Source organism: Desulfuromonas acetoxidans DSM 684, from assembly GCF_000167355.1.
Lineage (GTDB): Bacteria > Desulfobacterota > Desulfuromonadia > Desulfuromonadales > Desulfuromonadaceae > Desulfuromonas > Desulfuromonas acetoxidans.
In genome coordinates, this window is record NZ_AAEW02000009.1 from 20,186 (window position 1) to 44,442 (window position 24,257).

Consider the following 24,257-nt stretch of genomic DNA (forward strand, 5'->3'; position numbering starts at 1 on the left):
GGAGGGATAACATGACACAGGCAGTTTGCGAATGCGGCACCATACGACAGAAGATCCTGGAGACACTGCGCTTTATCAAGCAGGTGCTCCTCGACCCGGCAACACAGTTTCGTCATATGCCCCGTCAGGGCGGTTTTATCGAACCCTTGATCGCCATTGCGGCGCTGGGCCTGTTGGCCGGTGTTGTACGCGTTCTCGTAACGTTTTATTACATGGTCAACGGTGCCGAAGTGGGCTTGTTCACAGCCTTGTCATCGATCATCACCACGCCGATCACCGTGGTGGCGTTTTGCTATATCGGTGCGTTTCTGCTCAGCGTCATCATGAAACTGCTCGGTGCCGACCCGTCCTTGGAGATCGCCTTTCGCGTCACCAGCTATCTGGCCATCGTCAGTCCAGCAGCGGTGATCCTGACCGCGATCCCCTACGTCGGCAATATCGCAGTTCTGGCGATTCTCGCCTATCTGCTGGTCATTGCCGCCATTGAGGTCTACCAGCTCAACAGCAACACCGCCTGGATGGTGTTCGGCACCGGGGCTGCCGCACTGGCACTGCTTTCCGCAGTTTCCGACTACCGCCAGCAACCGCAGCCGGAATCAGTTCAACCGGCCGCCGTTGACGTACACCACCGATAATCGCTTAAAACAGTCAGAAGAAGCCACGACGGCAGACTTTTCTTCCGACCGTTTTTCTGATACATGTATAGGCAGTGCAACGGTATAACCGTTTGCATTTATTAGCCTTACATGGCTCAACTTCTTTTATTGCTGCCTGGCAGCACAGCAAGGATGATCATGATTACCGTCCCCCTGAATCAGAATGCCTACCACACGGCGGATCACAGTGACGGCTGGCTGTCAGCACAATTGCCCACCGCCAGTTTTTATGCCCGGGCTTTTCCAATTGTTTTCAAGGCTGCGTGGATGGCTCGCCAGGATATCTACACCGACGGGGACTGGTCAACCAGCAGTCTGAACATCCTGCGCGCTCTGGAAAAATCCGGCGCCCGTTTGCATATTGAGGGGATGGAGCACGTTTGCGCCAGCCACGAGCCGTGTGTGTTCATCGGTAACCACATGAGTACGCTGGAAACCTTTATTCTACCTTCCCTGATCGCCCCGTATCGCCGGGTCACCTTTGTCGTCAAACAAAGCTTGGTCGACTACCCGGTCTTCAAGCATGTCATGCGTTCGCGCCAGCCGGTGGTGGTCAACCGCACGAACCCGCGTGAAGACCTCAAAGCGGTGCTCGAGCAGGGCTGCGAAAAGCTGGCACAAGGCACCAGCATTGTCGTGTTTCCCCAGACCACCCGCACCACGGAGTTTGATCCCGACCAGTTTAACTCCATCGGTATCAAGCTGGCCAAAAAGGCCAAGGTGCCCATCATCCCGCTGGCGCTGCGCACCGATGCATGGGAGAACGGAAAAAAACTTAAAGACTTTGGTGTGATCGATCCCCACCGGCCAATCCATTTCGAATTTGGTGCTCCCATGGACGCTCAGGGCAATGCCAAAGAGATTCATCAGGCCATGGTTCAGTTTATTCAGGATCGTCTCAAGCAGTGGTTCTAACAGGCTGTTAAAAAACAGACTGAGAACCCATGGACGGGCGACCAAAATCAAGGACAGGTTTTCTAGTCCTTGATTTTGTAAGCAAGAAACCAGCTTCATAAAACACAAAAAAAGGGTCGCATCTGTTGATGCGACCCTTTTTATCTTCCAACTCCAGCTGACAGCTTAGCCGCAGCTACCACCGCAGCTACCACCGCAGCCATCACCTTTTTTGGAGGTAATGCTGAAACCGTCCTGGACAAAATGGATCACCTGGTCTTCGCTGAAGCGGGCAACCTGGGGATCAAGAAGGACATCGATCTCATTGATATTCAGTTGCTTATCCTCGTCTGTTGACTCGTCCAGAGTCAATCCCAAAGAGGGACCACCTCAGCCAAAACCTGCCAGTGTCACACGCAGTGACTTACCGGGGTTTTGCTCAAGAATTGTCTTGAGCTCGTTACGAGCCTCATCAGTAATGGTTAACATGAAGTTGATCCTTTCCTGCATTTGTTGGATGCTGAACAGCATCCTGAAAAACGGCCTTACCCGTTGAGTAACGCCTCATACATCTCTTCGTTGAAACCGATCAGGTAAGCGTCGCCGACTTTAAAAGTGGGCGCACGAAGATTGCCTGACGGCCCCATAGCGGCCTTGAGAATCAGGACACGATTATCATCATTGACATCGAATTCTTTGCGTGACTTGCCTTTGGCGGCAAACACCCGTTGCGCACCGCGTAACAGTGCCCAGGCCGCCTGTTCATCCATTTTCTCTTTGCGGGCATCCACCTGCGTGCCCAGTTCAACCTGATTGTGCTCAAAAAACTTTTGAGCTTTCGTGCACGAGGTTCAACCCTTGCGAAAATAGATCCATTCAACGCGCTTCATCGATCCTCCGAACTGTGTAATCAAAAATTTCGATTGATCATACAAAGAGTCATATATAAAACCTATGGATAAAAATGTCAACGCTGGAAAGGTTTTGGCTGAGCTTGAAGAAACGTTACGCCACGGAAAATGGCGATTGGCGGGGGGAGCTAACGGACAGAGCAGCCTGTGGCGACCAAAACCAAAAACAGGTTTTCTAGTGCTTGATTCTGTAAGCAAGGCGGAAATCGCATTTTCAGCCTGCGCCACTGAAAAGTCCCAGAATGGGACTTTTTCAATATCCTGTTAAACCTCCCGGCCCCCACAGCGATGGGGAGCCGGGAGAAGTGGTTATTGGCGCACGCGCGTCACGCCACCGGGACCGCGAATGATCCGTACCCGGTCACCAACCGCGTAATAGTCATCAGCTTCCTGAACCACGGCAATCACTTCGCCGCTATCCAGCTCAACGGTCAGTTCCACACCGTTTTGACGGGTGGTGCCCTCCTCGACGGCCGAGCCGACCAGAGCGCCGCCAATGGCGCCAACTGCGGTGGCCAGAGCACGGCCATGACCACCACCAACGGTATTTCCGGCAATGCCGCCAACCACACCACCGGCAACGGTGCCCAGCCCGGTCTGGGTGCCTTCAATGGTCACGGTGTTAACCACTAACACGGTACCGTAATACACCGAAAGCTGTTGTTGGGCCTGGGAACGGCTATAAACATTGCCGGACTGACGTGGGGCACAGCCTGCCATTATCAGGACCAGAGCCATTAAAATTATGCTGAAAAATCTCATGATGTCCTCCTTGCTGTTTGGTCGGGTATAACCGATCAGACTTCGAGAACGGCTCCAACGGAGCCATAGAAAAACTGGCTTGGAAACAGGTTCCGCAATTGCGCGGCACGCGCCTGTCCGGTGCAATGGGAAACGCCGATTTTCTCAATATTGAACCCCTGCAGCGCCGCAACGGTCAACTCAAATTGCTCGCTGCTGACTGGGCCAAGGTGGGTTCCGCCAACCACGGCATAAAAATGTTCGCGCTGCATCACCTCGGCAATATAATTGAGGGTATTGATGATACCGGAATGGGCACAGCCGAGGATCACCACGAGCCCCTTGGGAGTATCGACAACAACGGCCATATCATCGGCAAACGGATCTGCGATATAGCCACCCTGGCCATCAGGCTGAACAAGGTTGCCGTCACCAACTTCAAAATCGCTGGTTCGGGGAATGGCACCGGTGACAAACACCTGCTCAGCGATCTGCTGAAACTGTGGTGTTTCATGGAATTGCGCCCCCAGGGTCTCGAGCAATTCACGGCGTTGGGGAATGCCGATGAATCGCAAGCTATGCGGCGTTCTGGAAAAGCGCGGTTCAAAAATATCCGGGTGGGCATAAACGGGAACCTCACCACGGACCCGCAGCACCGCCTCAAGACCTCCGGCATGATCATAGTGACCATGACTAAGCACGACACCATCGAACTGACTCAGATCTTTTTCAAGAACCCGGGCATTTTGAATAATGCCGAAGCCCTGCCCGGTATCGATGAGAAAACTACCGTCATCGGTCTCAAGCCAACAGGCAAAGCCATGTTCACCAATGGCGGGAATCGCCCGCCCCACCGTATTTTCACATAAAATTGTCAGTTTCATTGCCCCCTCCTTGCACTCATCACAGATTTTCATGCGGCGCGGCCTGCCACCGGCGCACCATCTCTTCATAGTATAATGACTGTCGTCAAAGGTACCAGTGACTTTATGGCGATGGGAGGGAAAAATGAAAGGCGCGCCACAAGGACGCGCCTTTAACCGGAGGCCGGCAAGTATGGGAGAAGGAGGGCCTCCGGTTTTTCTGTGCCGCTCTCAGCCGCATCTGCAATGGTTAAATGATGGGAAATCAGGCGATACCGATCATCACCTGACTGGGTGGAATGGTGGCACACAGGATGGCTCCCGGCTGCCATTGCTGACAGGGTACGGCATCCTGCGGCACCACAGCACTTAATTGCACCTGGTTGCCAAGATCAAGTTCGATCTCGATCAGGTCACCCTGCTGGCGCGACGATAATACCGTTCCGCACAGCGGATTGACAACCTGATCACAATCTGCGGCAACAAAGGTGAGACAGGGCGCCTTGACCATGGCAAACACCCGACTCTGTTCTGCCAGAGCAAGACCCTGAACACTATCCGTAGTGATTTGTGACAACAGTGGTTGGCCACAATCGAGCATCATCTCCACCGTGGTCAACAACCCTTCATTGTGCAAAGACACCACCCGTCCCTGCAGGGTATTGCGGGCACTGGTGCGCATGGCCAGGCGTTGCAACAAACTGTAGAGATGGGAATAATCTTCAAAATTTTCCGTGAGCAGCGTTAAGACGCGGGCATGTTCTTTTTCAATGGTGCGATACAGTTGCACCGCACGACTGCCAGCTTCGGTGAGACGGGTTCCCCCACCATCACGCCCTCCGGTGGAGGCTTCGGTCAGCGGCTGTTCCGCCAGGCTGTTCATCGCAGCCAGAGCATCCCAGGCACTTTTGTAGCTCATGCCGGACAATTTGGCAGCGCGACTGAGCGAACCGGTAGCCTCGATCTGTTCGAGCAGAGCAATCCGTTTGCTGCTCAAGTAGTTGTGGGTATCCTTGTTGAGCCACAATGAGCCCGACAGAGAATGGGGTGTCGACATAGCCGATCCTTTCCTTGTTAACGACATGCGTCGCGCATGCATTGTCGATTCAAGACAAACTTGCGAAAGCTGCGCCAATTTCGTTCTAACAGTCTGAAATCCCTCAACGTCCGTAAACGTAAACGTTTTTGGCCACCGGCCTGCAGCGAACCGTTTTTTTGCGCTGCTCCGAAGCGGAACAACCTGATCCAGCTTGGCACACCCAGCCGAGAAACGTCAGGTGAGAAAAAATTACATTGAGCTGAACGAGTCATCCACGTACCATGGAACAAGTTTAACATCTTACCGTCTGGAGTCTGCATGACGATACCGGCCGTTTCATTCATTGCCAAATCCGGAACCGGGAAAACCACCCTGGTTGAAAAAATCATCGCCGAGCTGAAACTGCGCCACTTTCGAGTCGGTGCCATCAAGCACGATGCCCACCGTTTTGACATCGATCACCCCGGAAAAGACAGCCACCGATTTACCGCAGCCGGAGCCGACACCATGCTGGTCTGCTCGTCGAGCAAGCTGGCGCTGGTGAAACAGCATCGCCAGGCACCGGAGATCAGCGACCTCATCACCACCTATTTCAGCGATGTTGATATTGTCCTGACCGAGGGCTTCAAGCAAAGCTCTATGCCAAAAATCGAAGTCTTTCGCCACCATTACAGCACGGAGCTGATCTGCCGTGGTGAAAAATCGGACCCGTCGTTGATCGCTGTAGCCAGTGATGCCCCGTTGGAGGTGGATGTTCCGATTTTTGATCTCGAAGAGATCCGCGCACTGACGGACTTTCTTATCACAACATTTTCGCTATCTAGATCAGCGGGTTAAAAGAATTGAGCGACGCTGTTTTTATTTGACACTGTATGACAAAATCAACTAAACTCTTTGCTCTGTTTTTACGTGGGCCTATAGCTCAGTTGGTCAGAGCCACCGGCTCATAACCGGTTTGTCCCAGGTTCGAGTCCTGGTGGGCCCACCACTTTATGCAGGTAAGTACATGGTACGAAGACGAACGCGACGACAGCTACTTTTGACAGTAAACGATCCAGGAGAGTGCAACGACAGCCGAGTTGCACTCTCTTTTTTTGGCGAGAGGAAATGATGGCAAAAACCTCCTGTGTACGCCTGCACGATCTGGTAGGCTGGCTCAACCGCAACTATCCGCAGAGCCTGGCGGAAGAGTGGGACAATGTCGGCCTGCAAGTCGGTGATTTAAATCAGGAAATCACTAAAGTCATGGTTGCACTCGAGCCCACGGAACAGACCATCAAACAGGCCATTGACCACCACTGTCAACTGCTCATTTCCCACCATCCCCTGCTCTTCAAACCACTGAAAAAAATTTCAAAAAACGACGAAACCGGTCGTATCCTTTTTGCTGCCATCCAGAACAATCTGGCGATTGTCAGCGCCCACACCAATCTTGATCATGCCGCCGACGGTCTCAATGACTGGCTGGCCGAGTGCCTCGACCTTGGCGCGACAACCCCTTTATTGCCACCGCGCAGTGGTGATCTGGTCAAGCTGGTGGTCTTTGTGCCTGAAGACGACACCGACCGGGTTGCCACAGCATTATTCAAGGCCGGAGCCGGTCATATCGGCGGTTACGACCACTGTTCCTTTCGCAATCGTGGAACCGGCACCTTCCGCCCCGGTACCGACACCCAGCCGTTTATCGGTCAAACCGGTCAGGACGAACGGGTGGATGAGGTCCGTCTGGAAACCATCGTGCCACGCCACCGGCTGGCCGCCACTCTCCAGCGCATGGAAAAAGCTCACCCTTACGAAGAGGTGGCGTACGATCTGATTCCACTGGAAAATCGCCGCCAGGATATCGGCCTGGGACGCATCGGTCGTCTCGCAGAGCCCCTCTCGCTGGAGGAACTGGCACACCGCTGCAAGGACAAACTTGATTGCGCCGCGCTCCGCATTGTGGCGGCGGAGCAACCCCGGCCGGTAAACAAAGTTGCCGTATGCGGCGGCAGTGGCGCATCGCTGATCCATGAAGCGGCCCGCCAGGGTGCCGATGTCCTGATTACCGGCGACATCAAATACCATGAAGCCATGGCCGCCCGCTCTCTAGGGCTGGCCCTCATTGATGCCGGCCATTTTGCCACAGAACACTTGATGGCTCCGGCGCTGGCCAGCCGACTTGACCACTACAGCCAGACACAGGGCTGGAACATGGCCATAACCACTGCACAGCATGAATGTGATCCGTTCACACATATATAGACCGCTATTCCAAGCACTACAGACCATGGAGGTAACAGGGTGAAAGAAGAAGTACAGCTACTTATCGATCTGCAGGAACTCGATCAGCACATTATCAGCGGGCGGAAAAAGCAGGAGAAACTCCGCGAAGAACAAAATGAGCTGACCGTCAACACCGACAAGCTCACGGCACTCATCGCCCAGCTGGATGGTGAAATCGCGACCATTGAAGCCGAGCGCAGTGAAATCAACCAGTCTTTGCTCAAAGAGCAGGATAACATCGAGAAATCGGAAGCTCACCTGCCCGAGATCAAAACCCAAAAAGAGTATCTGGCCATGCTCAAAGAGGTTGATGTGGCAAAAAAGCAGACCAAGGACCTCCAGGAGATTCTTCAGGATCGCGATGCGGCACTGGCCACCATTAAAGAGGACCGTGACGAGAAGCAACAAGAACTCGACAACCTCCAATCCACCTCTAACAGCCGGTGCAGCGAAATCAATGATCTGCTGACGGAGATTGATGAATCCCTGGTCTCGGAAGACACCAAGCGCGCCGCTCTGATCGAGCAGGTTCCCCCCCGGATCCGCCAACGCTACGAACTGTTACTCAAGCGCCGCAACGGTTCTGCACTGGTGGAAGCCCGCCGTGGCAACTGCCTGGGCTGCAACATGCACCTGCCGCCACAGTTCTTTAATAACATGCTGAAAAAGCAGGGAATCGACAGTTGTCCCCATTGCAACCGTCTGCTCTTCGTCATGCCTGAAGGCGAATAAACGCCTGACAGGACAATCAGAACTGGTCGAAGAAGGACAGACGGTCGCCGGTTTCGCAAGAAACGGGAGGAAAGTCCGGGCTCCGCAGAGCAGGATGGTTCCTAACGGGAACCGGGGGTGACCCCAGGGACAGTGCCACAGAGAGAAGACCGCCTGCTTTGGCAGGTAAGGGTGAAAGGGTGAGGTAAGAGCTCACCAGCTCTGGTGGTGACATCAGAGGCTCGGTAAACCCCATCTGGAGCAAGGCCAAATAGGGAAGCGTTTGAGAGCGGCTCGCTCGAAGCTTTCGGGTTGGCTGCTTGAGGCCGTCGGCAACGGCGGTCCTAGAGGAATGATCGTTGCCCGTCTCCGGGTAACCGGATTCGGGTACAGAACCCGGCTTACGGCCTTCTTCGACCACTTTTAATCAGGGATAGAGACTGCAATGGCCCCTTTGCCATCAGAAAACCATCAACGCTGGCAGCGGATTGTTTTAAGTGTTCGCAAAGAGATCATGGCGCTCAGCAGTGAAGAGCGGCAGTGGATTGACCAGCAGCTGAGCCTGATCGGCACTTTGCAGACCGAGATCCACGATCTGTTTCTTTCCGCCCAGGGAGCTGACGCGTGTGCGCAGTGTCAGGGCTCGTGTTGTGAGCTTGGCCACAACCATATGACCTTGGCCAACCTGCTCGCTGCGATTCTGCAGGATAAGCTGCCGGCCGCCCATTTTGACCGCACGTGTCCGTTTCTCGGCGACAACGGCTGCACGCTGGACATTGCTGTTCGGCCCTACAACTGCATCACGTTTATCTGTGAGGATGTTGAGCAGGCCCTGTCCGTAGAGGAGCAGAATCGCTTTTACCGCCTCGAGCAGCAACTGCGCAGTTTATATATTGCTTTTGATGAACGTTATCTCGGCTCGAGCCTTCAAGGACTTCTGATTCGCTCGCAAAGCATGGCCGGCAGCCTGTTTCTGGCTCGCCGCTGATTTTATGATGGAATGATACCTTTATGGACATCTCGTTTACCCGCTCCAACGGTCACATCGATGAACTGATCGACAATCTGCTTGAGGAGGTCGGTGTTCACCACCCCTACATCATCCGCGAAATGATCCTCAGTGCTCTCAAAGCCGGTCAGACCAGCGACTACCTGGCCGACCTGAAGCTGATGCGTACCACCATGAAAGAGATGCGCTACACCAACAAGGTGTTCAGCCCCTATCGGTCACGGCGTAAAGTCACTATCTTCGGTTCAGCCCGCACCCTGCCATCAGAGCCCATTTATCAAAAATGTGTGCGCTTTTCGCAATTGCTGGCGCAAAACAATTACATGGTGATCACGGGTGGTGGCGGTGGTATCATGCAGGCGGGAAATGAGGGCGCCGGCAAGGAGAACTCGTTTGCCGTCAACATTGAACTACCCTTTGAACAGGATACCAACCGGGTCATGAAACAAAGTGACCGGGTGCTGATGTACAAATACTTTTTCAACCGCAAAGTGGCGTTTCTCAAAGAGGCCGATGCGGTGGCCCTGTTTCCCGGCGGTTTCGGCACTCTGGATGAAGCGATGGAGACCTTGACCCTGGTTCAGACCGGCAAGAATCCGCCGATCCCCCTGGTGCTGATTGACGACAATAACGGCACCTACTGGGAAGACCTGTTCGAGTTTATGCGCGATGTTCTGCTGCCCAAGGGCTTGATATCCGGTGAAGACTTTGGCTTGTTTACCATCACCCGCAGTGCTGAAGAGGCGATGGAGGTCATCGACTCATTTTACAAAGTCTATCACTCCAGCCGCTATGTCGGAAAACTGCTGGTCATCCGCCTTAACAAGGCTTTGACACAGCAGCAGATCGAAACGCTGGAAAGTGAATTTTCAGAAATCCTGCTGCCCGATACCCGGATTAAGGCAGTCAGCGCATTTGACAAAGAGCGTGATGAGCCCGACCTGTGGGATCTGCCACGGCTGGCCATTCACTTCAACCGCCGCAGCTACGGGCTGTTGAACTCGTTTATTCGCCGAATCAACTCGTTTTAAGGTGCGGAGGTCATCGTGGGGTATGCCAACCTGCAAAGTTGTGTACGCGACCTGGAAAAACATGGTCAACTGATCCGTATCACGGACCCGGTGGATCCTTATCTCGAAGCTGGTGCCATTCAACGCCGGGTGTATGCCGCACAAGGCCCGGCGCTGCTGTTCACTAATGTCACCGGCAGTCGCTTCCCCATGCTCGGCAATCTGTTTGGCACACTGGAGCGCACCCGCTTTATTTTTCGCGACACCCTGACCACGGTCCAACGCCTGGTTGATGCCAAACTTGATCCCTCTGCGGTGTTTAAACGCCCGTGGGCGTTTGCTAAGGCCCCGGTCGGTGCCTGGCACCTGTTGCCGAAAAAGGTTAAGACCGGACCTATCCTCCAGCACCAGACCACCATCGACCAACTGCCGCAACTGGTCTCCTGGCCCGATGACGGCGGTGCTTTTATCACCCTGCCCCAGGTGTATTCCGAACATCCATCGCATCCGGGCATGCGTTCGTCGAACCTCGGCATGTACCGGGTACAACTGAGTGGCAATGCCTATCAGACTAACAAGGAAGTGGGCCTGCATTACCAGATCCACCGCGGCATCGGCGTTCACCATCGCAGTGCCAAAGATCGCAGTGAAAAACTCCCCGTCAATATTTTTGTCGGCGGTCCACCCAGTATGACCGTCGCCGCGGTGATGCCGCTCCCGGAAGGGATGCCGGAACTCTCTTTTGCCGGACTGCTCGGCGGTCAGCGCATCCAGATGGTTCAGCCGGGTGCACTGCCCTTCCCGGCCCAGGCCGATTTTGTGATTTGCGGTCATATCGACCCATCTCGCACTCGCCCCGAAGGCCCGTTCGGTGATCATTTCGGCTACTATAGCCTGACCCATGACTTTCCGGTGGTTGAGGTAAAAGCTGTGTATCACCGTCCGGACGCGATCTGGCCGTTCACCACGGTTGGCCGTCCGCCGCAAGAAGATACCAGTTTTGGTGCCTTTATTCATGAACTGACCGGCGATCTGATCCCCACGGTTTTGCCTGGTATTCACGCGGTTCATGCTGTGGATGCCGCCGGTGTGCACCCGCTGTTGCTCGCCATCGGCAGCGAACGCTATACACCGTACAGCACGGAACAGCGTCCTCAGGAGCTATTGACCCAGGCCAATGCCATTCTCGGCCAGGGACAGCTTTCACTGGCCAAATATCTGTTTATTACCAACCACGAGGATAACCCGCAGCTCGACATTCACGATATTGGCGGGTTTTTAAGCCACGCCCTGCAACGCTGTGACTGGCAACGCGACCTGCACTTTCAGACCTGCACCACCATGGACACCCTTGATTACAGTGGCCAGGGCCTGAATAGTGGATCTAAGGTGGTTGTTGCAGCCAGTGGTCCGGCCAGACGTTCTTTGACCAGTGAAATTCCGCCAGAGATCCATTTGCCTGACGGCTTTCGTGCACCTCATGTCGCTTTGCCGGGTGTTCTGGTCGTTCAAGGACCGGCCTGTCAACAGCCTCAGGATGCATCACAGTCCATGGAGCGGTTCTGTGCGTTTTACGATCAACAGGCCCCGATCAACGCCTTCCCATTGATTGTAATCAGTGATGACAGTGCGTTCAGCACCCAAACCCTGAATAACTTTTTGTGGACCACATTTACCCGTTCAGATCCCGCCAGCGACCTTTACGGGATTGACAGTTTCACGGCTGACAAGCACTGGGGCTGTCGTGGCGCTCTGGTGATCGACGCCCGGCGTAAGCCTCACCACGCACCACCTTTGATTGACGATCCGGCGGTTGAAAAACAGGTTGATGCTCTGGGGGCACCGGGGCAGGTGCTTCACGGCATTATTTAAACCACCACTATCTTTTAGCTTATTTTTGGATCCTATTATGTCGCCTCAACCATTCACATTGTCTGCTGCCATCGGCAACACGCCGTTGGTCAAAATCACCAAACTGAATCCGAATCCTGCCGTGCAGATTTTCGCCAAGCTGGAAGGGAGCAATCCCGGGGGTTCGGTCAAAGATCGTCCGGCCTGGTACATGATTAAAAAGGCCATTGAGGATGGATCACTGACACCGGACAAAACCATTCTCGAGCCGACATCCGGCAACACTGGTATTGCCCTGGCCATGATCGGCGCGTCTCTGGGCTATCACGTGAAACTTGTCATGCCCCCTTGTGTCAGTGTTGAGCGGCGTAGTGTTCTCGAAGCCTATGGAGCTGAGGTTGTTCTCTCTACTCAGGGCCAAGCGACAGACGGTGCGATCCTATTGGCTCATCAAATTGTTAAGGAATCGCCGGACCAGTATTTCATGCCCAACCAGTACAGTAACCCCAACAACCCGTTGGCCCACTACGAAACCACCGGTCCGGAGATCTACCGCCAGTGCAACGGCAACATCGACACCTTTATCGCCGGCATCGGCACCTCGGGCACCTTGATGGGCACCGGACGGGCACTGAAAGAGCGTGATCCCTCCATCCGGATTATCGGCGTGGAGCCAACCCTTGGCCATTCGGTTCAGGGGCTGAAAAACATGCAGGAAGCCATTGTTCCCGACATCTACCACGAGGAGAACCTTGACGACAAACTGGTGGTCGAGGATGACGAAGCCTTTAACTGTGCTCGGGATCTGGCCATTCACGAGGGATTATTTGTCGGTATGTCAAGTGGTGCGGCTGTTGCCGGGGCGCTCCGTGTTGCCGCAACCATGAAATCCGGCACCATTGTCACCCTGTTACCAGATCGTGGCGACCGCTACCTGAGTACGTCCCTGTTCCGCTCTACCTGCGCCTGCTGTCCCCCCTAGTCACTGGCGCGCGAGGATATAAACCGGTGTCGTCAGAGATGAATGCAATGCTGCCGACACCGTGTTGATTGTCGGTGAACCCGCTGTGTCAATCTGCTATACTCGTCATTTTTTAACCGATGTCTTTCTTCGTTCAGGAGTTCGCCATGAATCCACATTGTCGCATTCTTGCTACAGGCCATGCTGTTCCATCCCGTGTGTTGACCAACGCCGACCTTGAGTCGATGGTAGACACCAACGACACGTGGATTGTCGAGAGAACGGGAATTCGCCAGCGCCATATTGCCGAGCCCGGCAGTGCCCTCTCGGACCTCGCCGCAGACGCCGCCAATCAAGCCTTGGCAAAAGCGAAGGTGAAAGCCGAGGACATTGATCTGATCATTGTCGGCACGGTAACAGCGGATATGAAATTCCCCTCACTGGCCTGCCTGGTGCAGGAGAAAATCGGTGCGAACAACGCCGCAGCATTTGACCTGTCTGCTGCGTGCAGCGGCTTTCTCTATGGCCTGCATCTGGCGGACAGCCTCATTCAGACATCCGGCTACCAACATGTCCTGGTGATCGCAGCGGAGATGCTGTCGAGCATGGTCAACTGGCAGGATCGCAATACCTGCGTGCTGTTCGGTGATGGAGCCGGGGCTGCCGTGATCGGCGCGGCACAGGATGACAAAGGGATTCTCAGTACCTACATGAAGAGTGACGGTCGTCACCACGGCCTGCTCTACAACCCCGGCGGCAGTCAGCTGCCCCTGTCCCACGAATTGGTTGACAGCAATGAAGCAACCATTCACATGGAAGGACGTGAAGTGTTTCGCCACGCCGTGGTCTCGATGACCGATGCACTTCACGAAGCGCTGAAACGGGCTCAGATCGCACCGGAAGCCCTTGACCTTCTCATCCCCCATCAAGCCAACATTCGTATCATTGAGGGCATTGGCAAGCGCTTTAAAATTGATTCTGAAAAGGTCTATGTCAATGTGGATCGTTTCGGCAACACATCTGCGGCGAGTATCCCCATTGCCCTGAATGAGGCGCTGGAGAATGGTCGTATCCAGCCTGGCGATGTGGTGGGTTTGGTGACCTTCGGTGCCGGTCTGACCTGGTCCTCGTCAATTATCCGTTTCTAGCAGACTGTTGAAAACAACCTGGGGAGCCCATGAACGGGCGACCAACACCAAGGACAGGTTTTCAATTCCTTAATTTTGTGTGCACGGCGAAAATTGCATTTTCGGCTTCCATCGTCAATGAATCGACAGTGACATCAAGCCACTTACCGGCCTACCGGCAGCGTTCCTTTTAAACGGGCGATCTGCACCCATTGCAAGGCGATGAGAGTGGTTGCATTGGTGATGCTCCCCTCATCGAGCTGTGTTTCTATCTCACGCCACGGCACCACCAGCACACGAATATCCTCCCCTTCATGGGCAACTCCGCACAGTGTGTTATTGAGTCCTGTGCTGTCAATTTGGCCGTAATAGAGAGTGATTTTTTCCGAACTTCCGCCTGGAGATACGTAATACTCACCGATCTGCTGCAGATCTACCGGCAGCCTGCCGACCTCTTCACAACACTCCCGTTGCGCCACCTCCATCGGCTGTTCACCCGCTTCAATCATACCGGCAGGACATTCGATGAGCCACGCACTGTGGGGATCATCAACGGCACCAATCCGAAACTGTTCCACCAGCACAACACTGTCGCGCTGCGCATCATGGAGCAACACCGCCGCTGCCCGAGCACGGTCAATCCGTTCGCGCACCAGGGGTGCCGATTGTGATCCGTCAAAACATTCATGGCGAACGACAAAACGATTCAGAGAAAAAAACCCATCATAGACACACTCCTGTGAAACAATGTCAATTTTCATCATGTTCCCGCTCAAAACGATCTGCCTTTGTCATCTCTGCGCTGTATTGCCGTGTTATCTGATCATAACGGTAATAGCGCCCTTTACCGCTGCGTTTAGCTTCATACATCGCCTGATCGGCACAGGTGACCAGCCCCTTGCTCGTTTTGGCATGATCGGGATACAGGGCGATTCCGACACTGCCGCCCACCTGAGCGCGGCCATTGTTGAGCTCGACCGGCTGACTGAGCTGATCCACCACTTTTGACGCGATCATTTCAGCCACGTGCACCGAACTGATATTGGCGAGCAGAACGGCAAATTCATCGCCACCTAATCGCGCAACCGTGTCGCTTTTGCGCACCAGATCTTTCATCCGTTGCCCCAATGCGATCAGCAGTTCATCACCGGCATCGTGTCCCAGCGTATCATTGACGGCTTTAAAACCATCCAGGTCGCAAAAAAGCACGGCAAACTGGTGACTGCTACGTTCACTAGCCCATAACAACTGTTCAAGACGATCGCTAAACAACACGCGATTGGCCAAACCGGTCAGCGAATCGTAGTTTACCTTCATTTTAAGTTCATGATGCTTATGGATGATCTCGGCAACAAACAGCGAGACGATCCAGGCTGGCACAATCGCCAGAAGCAGCAAGATCATGGCCATGTTGAACTGATGCTCAAGTGACGCCATCTTGGCGCGAGAAATCGTTGCATCTGACAGATAACTGACCACAAACCAATGGGGCGCATTAAGGACCGATTCAGGCAGTTGCGGATGAAGCGAACGGAAGCAGAAAACGCCCTGCGGCGTGACAACCTGTCCGGCGCTGTCATCCAGATGCGGCCATGCTAGAGGAAATCTGGTCGAAAACCGCTTGTCGTGTCGCTGCGGAAGAACAAATCCCCATTCATCGTCAGGATTGAGCCCACGCAGCCAGTAGCCGTCTTTGTTGACCAACAGTAAGGTATCTTGGGCAATGTTCTGCATTCGCTCAAGCAGATCAAGCAGATGCGCACCATTGTAGTTCAATACCACGACACCACACGGACAGGTTTCATTGTCTGCATAGACCGGGGTGGCACAGCGCAATGTCGGTTGATAGGGAACAACAACCTGCCCATGCTCAACGTTCAGATCAAAACGGGAGAAATAGACGTTGCGATTTTCAAGCTGAATCCCCTGCTGGAAATAATCGCGCTGCGATTTATTCTGGAGGTGTTTTTCGTCCACTTTATATGCATGACCGGACTCACTATCAATGCGCACCACTTCACGCCCTTGTGCATTGAGAAAACGGAGTTGTAGGTAATACGGTTTGGAGTGGGCAAAAAGGAGAAATTCGTTCGCGATTTTATCGAGCAGTTGCGTATCACCGGTCGCAATATAGTCGTTCAGTTCATTGAGCTGACTGAGAATCCTGATATCAGCGACCATCATATCGAACTGGTGCTCAATCTCCTGGCTGACCTGAGTGACCACATGGTTTTCATGGGTGGTTATTCGTGACAGGTAGGTGCGATTATAACGGCGATAGGATTGCGAAAAAATAGCGGTGAGTATCGCCACCATGGAGACACACAGGATCAGAAAAATGCGCGCTGTCAGCGGGTATCTTTGATGCTCCTTGATGATGCGGATCAGCTTTCGCATACCCTGTCCCCCATTGTCAGGCAAAAGACGTCTGCCCCTCCCACCAGATATCTCATTAAGAAGACATCAGTATATCAGAAATGATTTATGCTGTGCAGAGATAAAAAAAGGCGCTCCCGAAGGGGAGCGCCTTAAACAAGCTTGGTTGCAGGTAAAATTACTTACCAGCCAGTTCCATAACTTGAGCGGTGAAGGGGTTGGCGAACAGAATGATCATCGCTACAACGAAAACGTAGATAGCGAGGGACTCGATCATCGCCAGACCGATCATCATGGTGGTGAGGATTTTACCACTTGCGCTCGGGTTGCGAGCAACACCTTCAACGGCAGATTTGATAGCCAGACCTTGGCCCAGACCAGTACCGAAAGAACCAATAGCCATACCGAAACCAGCTGCGATCATGCACCATGCGAAAAACGTCATCTCTTTTCTCCTTCAAACAAAAAATGTGGGTTATTTTTCCTATATGATATAGGACCGATCAAAACGTGAATCACGTTGTGATTATTTAGTGTGCTTCTTCCAGAGCCCCGGCAATGTAGATCATCGCCAGCAGGGTGAAAACAAATGCCTGGATAAATGCGACCAGGATACCCATCATCATCATGGGAATCGGCAGGAACAGCGGAACCAGAGCAAAGAAGATCATCAGCACGATCTCATGGCCGTACATATTACCGAAAAGACGCAGAGACAGGGACAACGGACGGGCCAGGTGACCGATGATCTCAATGATAAAGATCAGCGGCGCCAGCGCCAGAATCGGGCCCATGAAGTGCTTGAGATAGGCAATACCGTGCTCTTTAACACCAATGATGTGCGTCATGGCAAACACGGTCAGCGCCAGAGCGGCGTTGGTGTTCAGGTTTGCGGTCGGCGGATAGAAACCCGGAACCAAGGCAACCAGGTTGGACACCAGAATAAACAGAGCAAATGTCGCGATCAGCGGGAAATAGGTTTTCCCTTTGGGACCCATAGTCTCTGTAATCAGGTTCTCAATGCCGCCGACAACACTTTCCATCAGATTCTGCCAGCCACTGGGAACCATTTTGATTCCACGGGAAATAACAAAGGCCAGAGCGATCAACAGCAGCATGACAAACCAGGTGTATGTCACATGCTCGCCGAGGTGCGTGTGCAACTGCTGCTCGACCCATTGCAGAAATAAAAAGGGATGTGTCATTTAAGTCGTGCCTCCTTACTTGATAGCGCGCTTTATGGTGGTCCACATAATATTGATGACCACGACTGAAAGTCCAATAACCAGGCCGATGGGGTCCACTTTGACCACGGCAATCAGCAGCAGCAACATTACCGCCAAGGCAGCCAGCCTGAACACATAGCTCAGTTGAAACCCCCGGACCGCCGGTGCGCCCCCTTCACAGAGCGCTTTCACCAGCGAACGGTGCAACCATTGATAGCCGCACACGGCAATCAGACCGCCACTGGCCACACCAAGAGTCAGGTCAAGATCCTGAAACAAGCCACTTAACGCGACCAGCACAGCCAGAATGATCCAGTTGCGTCGGGCAAGTTGTCCGAGCAGTTGATCATCACTCACCGTCGTCCTGACTCTCCTGTTTCTGACGTCGCAGTTCACGATTGGTCAGAATAAAAATATTCCTGAATCCCGAGACAATACCAAATCCGAGGAAAATCAACAACATCCATGGCTTGGTTCCAAGCCACTGATCAAGATAGTAGCCCATGGCCATGCCGATAAGGATCGACGCAACCATGCAGATGCCGACACTGGACAAGAAACCAAGAGATTTATAGAGTTCACGCCGATTTTCGGCCATGCGAATCTTCTTTCATTCTTTTGTCGTGTCATACAAACGCGGTTTTGTACCACAGCTGCCCGCAACTGTCAATTCGTTTATCGGAGAACAGCCGCCATCTGGGTGTTTTTATACCATTTTACGATCAAATAACAATGGATTATCCTCGTTGTTGATAAATGACCCTTTTTCGCCTCCGGGCAATCTGCTACACTCCAGGCCACTTTTGCTTTCTGGACCTGATTTAACCATGCTCAACGACACCTTTATTATCGATATTGACGACGCTCTACGCCGCCGTGACAACGGTGCCCTGTTTGTCGACGTCCGCAGCCCGGATGAATTTACCGACGGCACCATTCCCGGTGCGGTCAATGTTCCCATTCTGACCAACGAACAACGCGTCGAGATCGGTACGCTGTTCAAACAGAAGGGCCCGGATGCCGCACGTCACCGCGGCATGCACCTGGTTGCCCCCCATATTCCGCGCATGATTGAGGATATCCTCTCCCACCGCCAGTCACACCGTCAACCGATCGTTATTTTCTGCTGGCGTGGTGGACTGCGCAGTCGGGCAATGACTGCGTTTCTTCAGTTAGCCGGTTATCCGGCGTTTCAATTGCGTGGAGGCCATAAAGCGTTTCGTCGCACGGTTCTGGATTTCTTTGAACAGGGCAGTTGGGCCCGCATGTTGGTGCTGCGCGGCCTGACGGGTGTCGGCAAAACCCGCATCCTGCAACAGGTTGAACAGCAAGGCTGGCCGGTGATTGATCTGGAAGGCCTGGCCAATCATCGCGGCAGTGCATTCGGCGGCGTCGGGCTCGGTAACCAGCCGTCACAAAAGACCTTCGAGGCCCTGCTGTGGGATAAGTTACGGCAGTTGGAATCAGGCGGTTGGGCACTCACTGAAGGGGAGAGCCGTCACATCGGCCGTTTGTTGCTGCCGTTGCGCTTTTACCAGAGCCTGCAGACGGAAACCACCTTGTGGCTGGAGACCTCCATGGAAAACCGGGTGCGTATCATCCTTGAAGACTATCAGGTCGATCAGTTGCCCATGGATGCGTTTATCCCACCCATTGAATCGATTAAATGTCGTCTGGGTAGCAAAGAAACCGAGCAGATGCTGGAACTGTTGCACCACAAGCAGTGGCAGCAGTTGGTTTCGGAGCTGATGGTCAAGTATTACGATCCGCTCTATCGTCACACCCGTCCGGATGATCGCGTTGAGTTGACCATTGATCCGTTTGCCGAACAACAGCCCGAACTGAAACAGGCCATTGACAGGATACTTGCAACACCCAATAATGGATAACAGCTGTTGCCTTCAAGGAGTCTGCTGTGGCCTCGACGTCGTCTTTTGAGCAATTCAATCCGCTGTGTGAAAAATGCGTGCGCTCCTGCCGCCAGCCGTTAGGAACCAAGCTGGTGGAATGTCCGCGTTTTTCACCGCGTCCGTTTAAACTCACCCCACCGCCGCGTAAGCAGCTTGATCTGTTTTAGTCGTTCCTTTATTCCTCAATAGATCAATATCAAAACCGCTGGGCCTCGACCTATTTCCAGTGTGGCACCGATCAAACGGGTGGGCAGTGCCACCCTCCATGGTTTGTTATTTAACAGCCAAGTTCCCCTGTTCAGCAGCGCCGAACGCAGTGAAAGTCACCGCGATGATCGTCGGCAACCTGTCTGAGGACTGATGCAGACTGGGCGAGTTTTGCCGACATCGCGATGTAAGAGAATGGAGAGAGGGAACCCGTAGGGCGCAATGATCAGGGGTCGATTTTGCCTCCCTTTTGTCGACGCAAAAGGGAGCCGACGGGCGGGCGCGGAAGCCCGCGTCATGTGGGTACCATCATTGTGAACGGATGACGTTCGCCAGAGCGATCAGTTCTGAATTGCGAACTGCTGAAGATCAAAGTCAAGGTCAAGACCGCCGGGTCTCGTCCCGGCAGCCGACACACTTTTGGCTGGCCGCCCAAAAGTATGCAAAAGCCAGCTTGAACACCTCCTGAACCTGGATTCACCTGCAATAGGTCTGCTTCCGTGATGCTTCACAGATTCGGCTCGCCGCCCTTTAGGTCGACGAATCCTGCAACTCATCACCTCTGGCATAAAACGTTGATAACGGTTTGACGCCTTACTCTATTTTTTTCGTGGCACCGATAAAACGGGTGGGCAATGCCCACCCTTCTTCAGAGTGTTATTTAGCAGCCAAGCTCTCCCGTTCAGCAGCACCGAACGCAATGAACGTCAGCGCGATGGTTGTCGGGAATCTGTTTGAGGACTGATGCAGACTGGGCGAGTTTTGCCGATATCGCGATGTAAGAGAATGGAGTGAGGGAACCTGCAGGGTGCAATGACGGGAGCCGACTGGCGGGCGCGGAAGCCCGCGTCACGTGGGTACCACCATTGCGAACGGATGACGTTCGCCTGTGCGATTCGTTCCAAATAATGAACCACCGAAGAGCAAGATCAAAGACAAGCTCGAGTTACGGACTCTATACCTCAAGCTGACGAAGAAACTCCACCACATAAGGCGTAAATTTCTCCGGCTCAACCAAGAACGAGTCATGACCGTAATCGGAGTCAATCAGGTGGTAGGTCACCGGCTTATTGGCTTTCTGAAGCACATCCACCACCTCTTCGGTCTGCTCCGGCCGATACAACCAATCCGAGGTAAAGGCAAACCACAGCGACGGGCAGTCCAGACGCTCCAGCGCCTCTTCCATGCCGGAAAAGTTCCACGACACATCATAGAGGTCGAGCGCCTTGGCCAGATAGAGAAAGGAATTGCAATCGAAACGGGCAGGAAAACTGTTGCCGTTGTACTCCAGATAACGCTCCACCTCGAACTGGCCGAAGAAATCAAACAAACCGTCTCGCGCTGAAAAACGGCGACCGAATTTCATGGCCATGGATTCTTCGGATAAAAATGAAATATGGCCAACGGCGCGCGCCAAGGCAAAACCGCTTGCTGGCTGGTGTTCCGGTTTGTAATTGCCTTTCTTCCACAACGGATCGTTATAAATTGCCTGACGGGCCAGAGCGTTGAGGGCGATGGCCATGGGCGAGGTTCGTCCGGTTCCGGCAATGGGAATGATTGAGCGCACCATATCCGGATAGTGGATGCCCCATTCCAGCGCCTGCATGGCGCCCATACTGCCACCAATGACCGTAACCAACGAGGAGATGCCCAGGGCATCGAGCATCAGCTTCTGGGCACGCACCATGTCGCGCACCATAACAATGGGGAATTTGAGTCGGTAAGGTCGGCCGGTCTGCGGATTGGTGCTGGTGGGTCCGGTAGAGCCTTTGCAGGAGCCGATGACATTGGAACAGATGACATAATACTTGTCGGTATCCAGCACACGCCCGGGCCCGATCATATTATCCCACCAGCCCGGCTTGCGGTCTTCTTCACTGTGCCTGCCGGCGGCATGGGCGTCGCCAGTCCAGGCATGGGTCACCAGGATGGCGTTGCTGGCGGTATCATTGAGCGTCCCGTAGGTCTCATAAGCCAACGTCAACGGCCCGAGCAGACGCCCACTCTCCAGGCGCAACTCCTGATCGATCTCTATGGTCTGGGTTGTTACCAGTTGAACGTCGTTGGTCAAATTTCTCTCCACGCAAAAAGGCCCCATCCAGAGAGAATGGGGCCTTGTGGATACGTGGAACAGGAAGAAACGTCCTGTGGTGGATCAAGTATCCAAAGACGCCGTCTCATCTGTCCCCTTGCGGGGGTGGAATTAGCACCTGTCATCCTGAACGTCAGGACCGGTTGCTGTGGTTTCAAAGGGCCATTCCCTCCACCACTCGTGATAACACGGTTGTCAATGTGCTTTTCAATCTAAATGAACGCCGGAGGGTTGTCAACGTTTTAGCCGTCAACCCGTTACCAGCTCTTCGACCAGGCCGGGTGGCTGCAGTCAGCATCCAGGGTCGAAATCCGTCGTTGTCCGCTGCCATCGGCACGCATGACATAGATGGCCTTTTTACCGGAAATATCGTTGGAATAGACAATAAAGCGACCATCCGGACTCCAGCGCGGATGTTCCTTGTTACCGGCACCGAAAGTCAACTGCCGTTCCTCCTTGCCATCGACACCAATGCTGAACAAGTTGAAGGCACCACCCTCGAGACGACTGAACACAATCCGCTTGCCGTCCGGACTCCAGGCCGGAGTGGCATTGTATTTGCCGTTATAGGTCAAACGCCGCACTTGGCCGTCGATCAGATCGGCAACAAACAGATTGGGATTGCCCTGGCGGTTAGAGACAAACACCAGTTGATCGCCAATCGGGCTCCAGCTCGGATCGACATCAATGGCCCACGAGTTGGTCACCCGCTTGTGCAGCTGACCGGAAAGGCTCTCCAGATAAATTTCCGCATTGCCATCACGGGACAGGGTCAAGGCCAGTTCACGACCATCGTGTCGGTAGCGTCCGGAGATATTGAGTCCCTTATAGCGAGAGATGCGCGCTTCTTTGCCAGTGTAAATCTCTTTGCGGTACAGGTCGGGATTGCCCTGACGGTAGGAGGTAAAAATCACCTCACGCCCCAGCGGCGAAAAATCGGGATTGAGCACCAGGCTACGGTGGTTGGTGATCCGTTTCGGATCGTAACCATCCGATTCCATCAGATACAGTTCCTTGTGACCGGACTGATTACTGATAAAGGCAATACGGGTATTAAACGCTCCGCTCTTGCCGGTGAGAGCTTCGAGGATCAGGTCGGCAAAACTGTGTGCCATGCGCCGCACATCCGACACCTGACCACGGTAATTGTGGCCCACCAACAGCCGCCGCGAGATCACATCAAACAGGCGCAGGTTCAGTTCCACCTGGCTGCCGTTGAGCCGATAGCCGCCTTTAAACAACACCTGAGCACCAAGCAGGCGCCACTGGGTAAAGTTAACCTCGGTGCTGGTCAACCCCATACGCCCGGCGTCATCGAGAAAGGCCTGTGGATCGACAAATTCAAACAGACCACTGAGGTCGAGATCTGCGCTGAGAACCTTATCAACGGTCTCTTCAAGAACCGTATCACGTTGCTGAAACGGCAAGATCCGGGTCAAGCTCATGGGGATGGCCTGTTTACCCGGAGTGGTAATAACAATCTCTTTGGCCGTCGTCATACCGGCAGCGCCCAAAACGCTTACCAGCAGCACAAGGGCCATTATCAGTGTTTTTTTCATCGCATCAACATCTCTTTCGGATCAAAAGTCACGATCAGTTCGAGAGGACGGGCCGGTTTGGAGGGCAGTTGGGTCAACTGCTGCACCGCCCGCTTGACACTGGCATCGAAAAAACTGTCGCCCGATGGGGAGAGCATTTCGTAATGGGCCAGCCTTCCGGAGGTATTGAACTGCAGAACCATTTTGGCCTTCAAGCCGCGCTCCCAATAATGACGGGGCAGTGCCCAGGCCTGGGACAAATATTCCTTGATCCAACTGTCGAACCCGACCCCGACTTCATCGCCCTGCCCGCCCACTTCACCGACGGGTGCATCAATGGTATCAGTGGTTGGTATATCGCGTGTGGCCAAGGCGTTCAGCTCCTGTTTTAACGCATTGATCCGTTGCTTACGTTTGAGCCGTTCAATGGCATCAAGGGTTTCTTCCTGGTAGTTTTTCTCCACCGTCTTGGTGGGAACGTCAGCCGGTTGTTTGACCACCGGTGTTTTCTGTGTGGCCTTGGGTTGGGTTTTGACAACTTCGGCAGGGGCTTTTTTAACGGTAACCGGTTTTTTCTTCACCGGCGGTTTGGTGACAGCCGGAGCCTTTTTAATCACCGGTTTCTTTTTCTTCGGCGCTTTCTTCTTTGCCGGTGCATCAGGACGACCCGCCCGGGGCTTGGCAACCGGCTTGTTCAGCAGGTCGACGTAGTACACCGGCTTTTGCGGTTTTTCAAAGCGGGGCACCAGATAGCCTCCCATCAGGGCAAACAGCAGCACATGCAGGATGAAGGACAACACCAACATCCTGCCGATACCGGCATTGCTGCGATGGGAGAGATCTCGACGCGGAGTCACGGGTTCCGACATA

26 protein-coding genes, 1 tRNA gene, 1 other RNA gene, 1 pseudogene and 1 riboswitch are annotated in these 24,257 nt (G+C 53.8%); of the genes and pseudogenes, 14 read left to right on the plus strand and 15 right to left on the minus strand.

What is annotated here, in order from left to right; translation table 11 throughout:
- Positions 1–11 precede the first annotated feature (11 nt).
- Positions 12–635, plus strand: a complete 624-nt coding sequence (locus tag DACE_RS08860) for a YIP1 family protein (RefSeq protein ID WP_006000452.1) — start codon at positions 12–14, stop codon at positions 633–635.
- A 159-nt stretch (positions 636–794) separates the two neighbouring features.
- A complete protein-coding gene (locus DACE_RS08865) occupies positions 795–1,571 on the plus strand; it encodes a lysophospholipid acyltransferase family protein (RefSeq protein ID WP_006000454.1) in 777 nt (258 codons plus the stop codon).
- Positions 1,572–1,736: 165 nt separating this feature from the next.
- Here DACE_RS08865 and DACE_RS17250 read toward each other — a convergent pair whose 3' ends face one another.
- The 6 genes and pseudogenes from DACE_RS17250 to DACE_RS08890 form a co-directional block, all read right to left on the minus strand.
- Entirely contained in the window at positions 1,737–1,928 is a 192-nt protein-coding gene (locus DACE_RS17250) for a hypothetical protein (RefSeq protein ID WP_006000456.1), read from the minus strand.
- 167 nt (positions 1,929–2,095) lie between these two features.
- Positions 2,096–2,389 (minus strand): annotated as a pseudogene (locus DACE_RS08875) (ArsC family (seleno)protein); the annotation flags it as partial.
- A gap of 12 nt (positions 2,390–2,401) precedes the next feature.
- On the minus strand, positions 2,402–2,689 hold the full coding sequence (locus tag DACE_RS18160; RefSeq protein WP_155809070.1) for a hypothetical protein: 288 nt from the start codon (positions 2,687–2,689) through the stop codon (positions 2,402–2,404).
- An 81-nt stretch (positions 2,690–2,770) separates the two neighbouring features.
- Positions 2,771–3,223 (minus strand): outer membrane lipoprotein, encoded by a 453-nt coding sequence (locus tag DACE_RS08880; RefSeq protein WP_006000460.1) that lies wholly within the window; start codon positions 3,221–3,223, stop codon positions 2,771–2,773.
- 35 nt (positions 3,224–3,258) lie between these two features.
- Positions 3,259–4,086: an MBL fold metallo-hydrolase gene (locus DACE_RS08885; RefSeq protein ID WP_006000462.1), complete on the minus strand. Its 828-nt coding sequence runs from the start codon at positions 4,084–4,086 to the stop codon at positions 3,259–3,261.
- 244 nt (positions 4,087–4,330) lie between these two features.
- Positions 4,331–5,122 carry a TOBE domain-containing protein gene (locus tag DACE_RS08890; protein WP_006000464.1) on the minus strand — a complete coding sequence of 264 codons (792 nt, stop codon included), beginning with the start codon at positions 5,120–5,122 and terminating at the stop codon, positions 4,331–4,333.
- Positions 5,123–5,422: 300 nt separating this feature from the next.
- Between DACE_RS08890 and mobB the strand changes: the two genes are divergently transcribed.
- The 10 genes from mobB to DACE_RS08935 all read left to right on the plus strand — a co-directional run bounded on the left by mobB (position 5,423) and on the right by DACE_RS08935 (position 14,059).
- Positions 5,423–5,941, plus strand: coding sequence for a molybdopterin-guanine dinucleotide biosynthesis protein B (gene mobB, locus DACE_RS08895; protein ID WP_006000466.1), 519 nt, complete (start codon positions 5,423–5,425; stop codon positions 5,939–5,941).
- 74 nt (positions 5,942–6,015) lie between these two features.
- Positions 6,016–6,092 (plus strand) — tRNA-Ile (locus DACE_RS08900).
- Positions 6,093–6,211: 119 nt separating this feature from the next.
- Complete coding sequence (locus DACE_RS08905; RefSeq protein WP_155809073.1) at positions 6,212–7,348, plus strand: Nif3-like dinuclear metal center hexameric protein; 1,137 nt, start codon at positions 6,212–6,214, stop codon at positions 7,346–7,348.
- A gap of 39 nt (positions 7,349–7,387) precedes the next feature.
- Positions 7,388–8,101, plus strand: a complete 714-nt coding sequence (locus tag DACE_RS08910) for a zinc ribbon domain-containing protein (protein WP_006000470.1) — start codon at positions 7,388–7,390, stop codon at positions 8,099–8,101.
- Positions 8,102–8,129: 28 nt separating this feature from the next.
- Positions 8,130–8,499: RNase P RNA component class A (gene rnpB / locus DACE_RS17300), an RNA gene on the plus strand.
- Positions 8,500–8,525: 26 nt separating this feature from the next.
- Entirely contained in the window at positions 8,526–9,068 is a 543-nt protein-coding gene (locus DACE_RS17255) for a hypothetical protein (RefSeq protein WP_050769990.1), read from the plus strand.
- A gap of 23 nt (positions 9,069–9,091) precedes the next feature.
- The gene (locus DACE_RS08920) at positions 9,092–10,120 is read left to right on the plus strand and encodes an LOG family protein (protein WP_006000476.1); all 1,029 of its coding nucleotides are present in this window, start codon (positions 9,092–9,094) and stop codon (positions 10,118–10,120) included.
- A 15-nt stretch (positions 10,121–10,135) separates the two neighbouring features.
- Positions 10,136–11,971 carry a UbiD family decarboxylase gene (locus DACE_RS08925; protein WP_006000478.1) on the plus strand — a complete coding sequence of 612 codons (1,836 nt, stop codon included), beginning with the start codon at positions 10,136–10,138 and terminating at the stop codon, positions 11,969–11,971.
- Between the two features lie 37 nt (positions 11,972–12,008).
- Positions 12,009–12,932 (plus strand): PLP-dependent cysteine synthase family protein, encoded by a 924-nt coding sequence (locus tag DACE_RS08930; RefSeq protein WP_006000480.1) that lies wholly within the window; start codon positions 12,009–12,011, stop codon positions 12,930–12,932.
- Positions 12,933–13,078: 146 nt separating this feature from the next.
- On the plus strand, positions 13,079–14,059 hold the full coding sequence (locus tag DACE_RS08935; RefSeq protein ID WP_006000482.1) for a beta-ketoacyl-ACP synthase III: 981 nt from the start codon (positions 13,079–13,081) through the stop codon (positions 14,057–14,059).
- Between the two features lie 143 nt (positions 14,060–14,202).
- Here DACE_RS08935 and DACE_RS08940 read toward each other — a convergent pair whose 3' ends face one another.
- The 6 genes from DACE_RS08940 to DACE_RS08965 form a co-directional block, all read right to left on the minus strand.
- Positions 14,203–14,802, minus strand: a complete 600-nt coding sequence (locus DACE_RS08940; RefSeq protein ID WP_081449984.1) for an NUDIX domain-containing protein — start codon at positions 14,800–14,802, stop codon at positions 14,203–14,205.
- Positions 14,789–16,435 (minus strand): sensor domain-containing diguanylate cyclase, encoded by a 1,647-nt coding sequence (locus tag DACE_RS08945; RefSeq protein ID WP_006000486.1) that lies wholly within the window; start codon positions 16,433–16,435, stop codon positions 14,789–14,791. The genes DACE_RS08940 and DACE_RS08945 overlap by 14 nt, the downstream gene beginning before the upstream one ends.
- 157 nt (positions 16,436–16,592) lie before the next feature.
- Positions 16,593–16,859, minus strand: a complete 267-nt coding sequence (atpE, locus tag DACE_RS08950) for an ATP synthase F0 subunit C (protein ID WP_006000488.1) — start codon at positions 16,857–16,859, stop codon at positions 16,593–16,595.
- Positions 16,860–16,944: 85 nt separating this feature from the next.
- Positions 16,945–17,619, minus strand: coding sequence for a F0F1 ATP synthase subunit A (gene atpB, locus DACE_RS08955; RefSeq protein ID WP_006000490.1), 675 nt, complete (start codon positions 17,617–17,619; stop codon positions 16,945–16,947).
- Positions 17,620–17,634: 15 nt separating this feature from the next.
- Positions 17,635–17,997: an ATP synthase subunit I gene (locus DACE_RS08960; protein ID WP_006000492.1), complete on the minus strand. Its 363-nt coding sequence runs from the start codon at positions 17,995–17,997 to the stop codon at positions 17,635–17,637.
- On the minus strand, positions 17,990–18,238 hold the full coding sequence (locus tag DACE_RS08965; RefSeq protein ID WP_006000495.1) for an AtpZ/AtpI family protein: 249 nt from the start codon (positions 18,236–18,238) through the stop codon (positions 17,990–17,992). The genes DACE_RS08960 and DACE_RS08965 overlap by 8 nt, the downstream gene beginning before the upstream one ends.
- A 229-nt stretch (positions 18,239–18,467) precedes the next feature.
- On the opposite strand from DACE_RS08965, the gene mnmH reads away from it, so the two are divergent.
- Both mnmH and DACE_RS18505 read left to right on the plus strand, forming a co-directional pair.
- On the plus strand, positions 18,468–19,529 hold the full coding sequence (mnmH, locus tag DACE_RS08970; protein ID WP_006000497.1) for a tRNA 2-selenouridine(34) synthase MnmH: 1,062 nt from the start codon (positions 18,468–18,470) through the stop codon (positions 19,527–19,529).
- A gap of 26 nt (positions 19,530–19,555) precedes the next feature.
- On the plus strand, positions 19,556–19,717 hold the full coding sequence (locus DACE_RS18505; RefSeq protein ID WP_176290223.1) for a hypothetical protein: 162 nt from the start codon (positions 19,556–19,558) through the stop codon (positions 19,715–19,717).
- Positions 19,718–20,712: 995 nt separating this feature from the next.
- Here DACE_RS18505 and metX read toward each other — a convergent pair.
- The 3 genes from metX to DACE_RS08985 all read right to left on the minus strand — a co-directional run bounded on the left by metX (position 20,713) and on the right by DACE_RS08985 (position 24,256).
- Positions 20,713–21,855: a homoserine O-acetyltransferase MetX gene (metX, locus tag DACE_RS08975; RefSeq protein ID WP_050769991.1), complete on the minus strand. Its 1,143-nt coding sequence runs from the start codon at positions 21,853–21,855 to the stop codon at positions 20,713–20,715.
- Between the two features lie 76 nt (positions 21,856–21,931).
- Positions 21,932–22,039: riboswitch (SAM riboswitch) on the minus strand.
- A gap of 67 nt (positions 22,040–22,106) precedes the next feature.
- A complete protein-coding gene (tolB, locus tag DACE_RS08980; RefSeq protein ID WP_006000501.1) occupies positions 22,107–23,408 on the minus strand; it encodes a Tol-Pal system beta propeller repeat protein TolB in 1,302 nt (433 codons plus the stop codon).
- Positions 23,405–24,256: a TonB C-terminal domain-containing protein gene (locus DACE_RS08985; protein WP_006000504.1), complete on the minus strand. Its 852-nt coding sequence runs from the start codon at positions 24,254–24,256 to the stop codon at positions 23,405–23,407. The genes tolB and DACE_RS08985 overlap by 4 nt, the downstream gene beginning before the upstream one ends.
- Position 24,257: the final 1 nt, after the last annotated feature.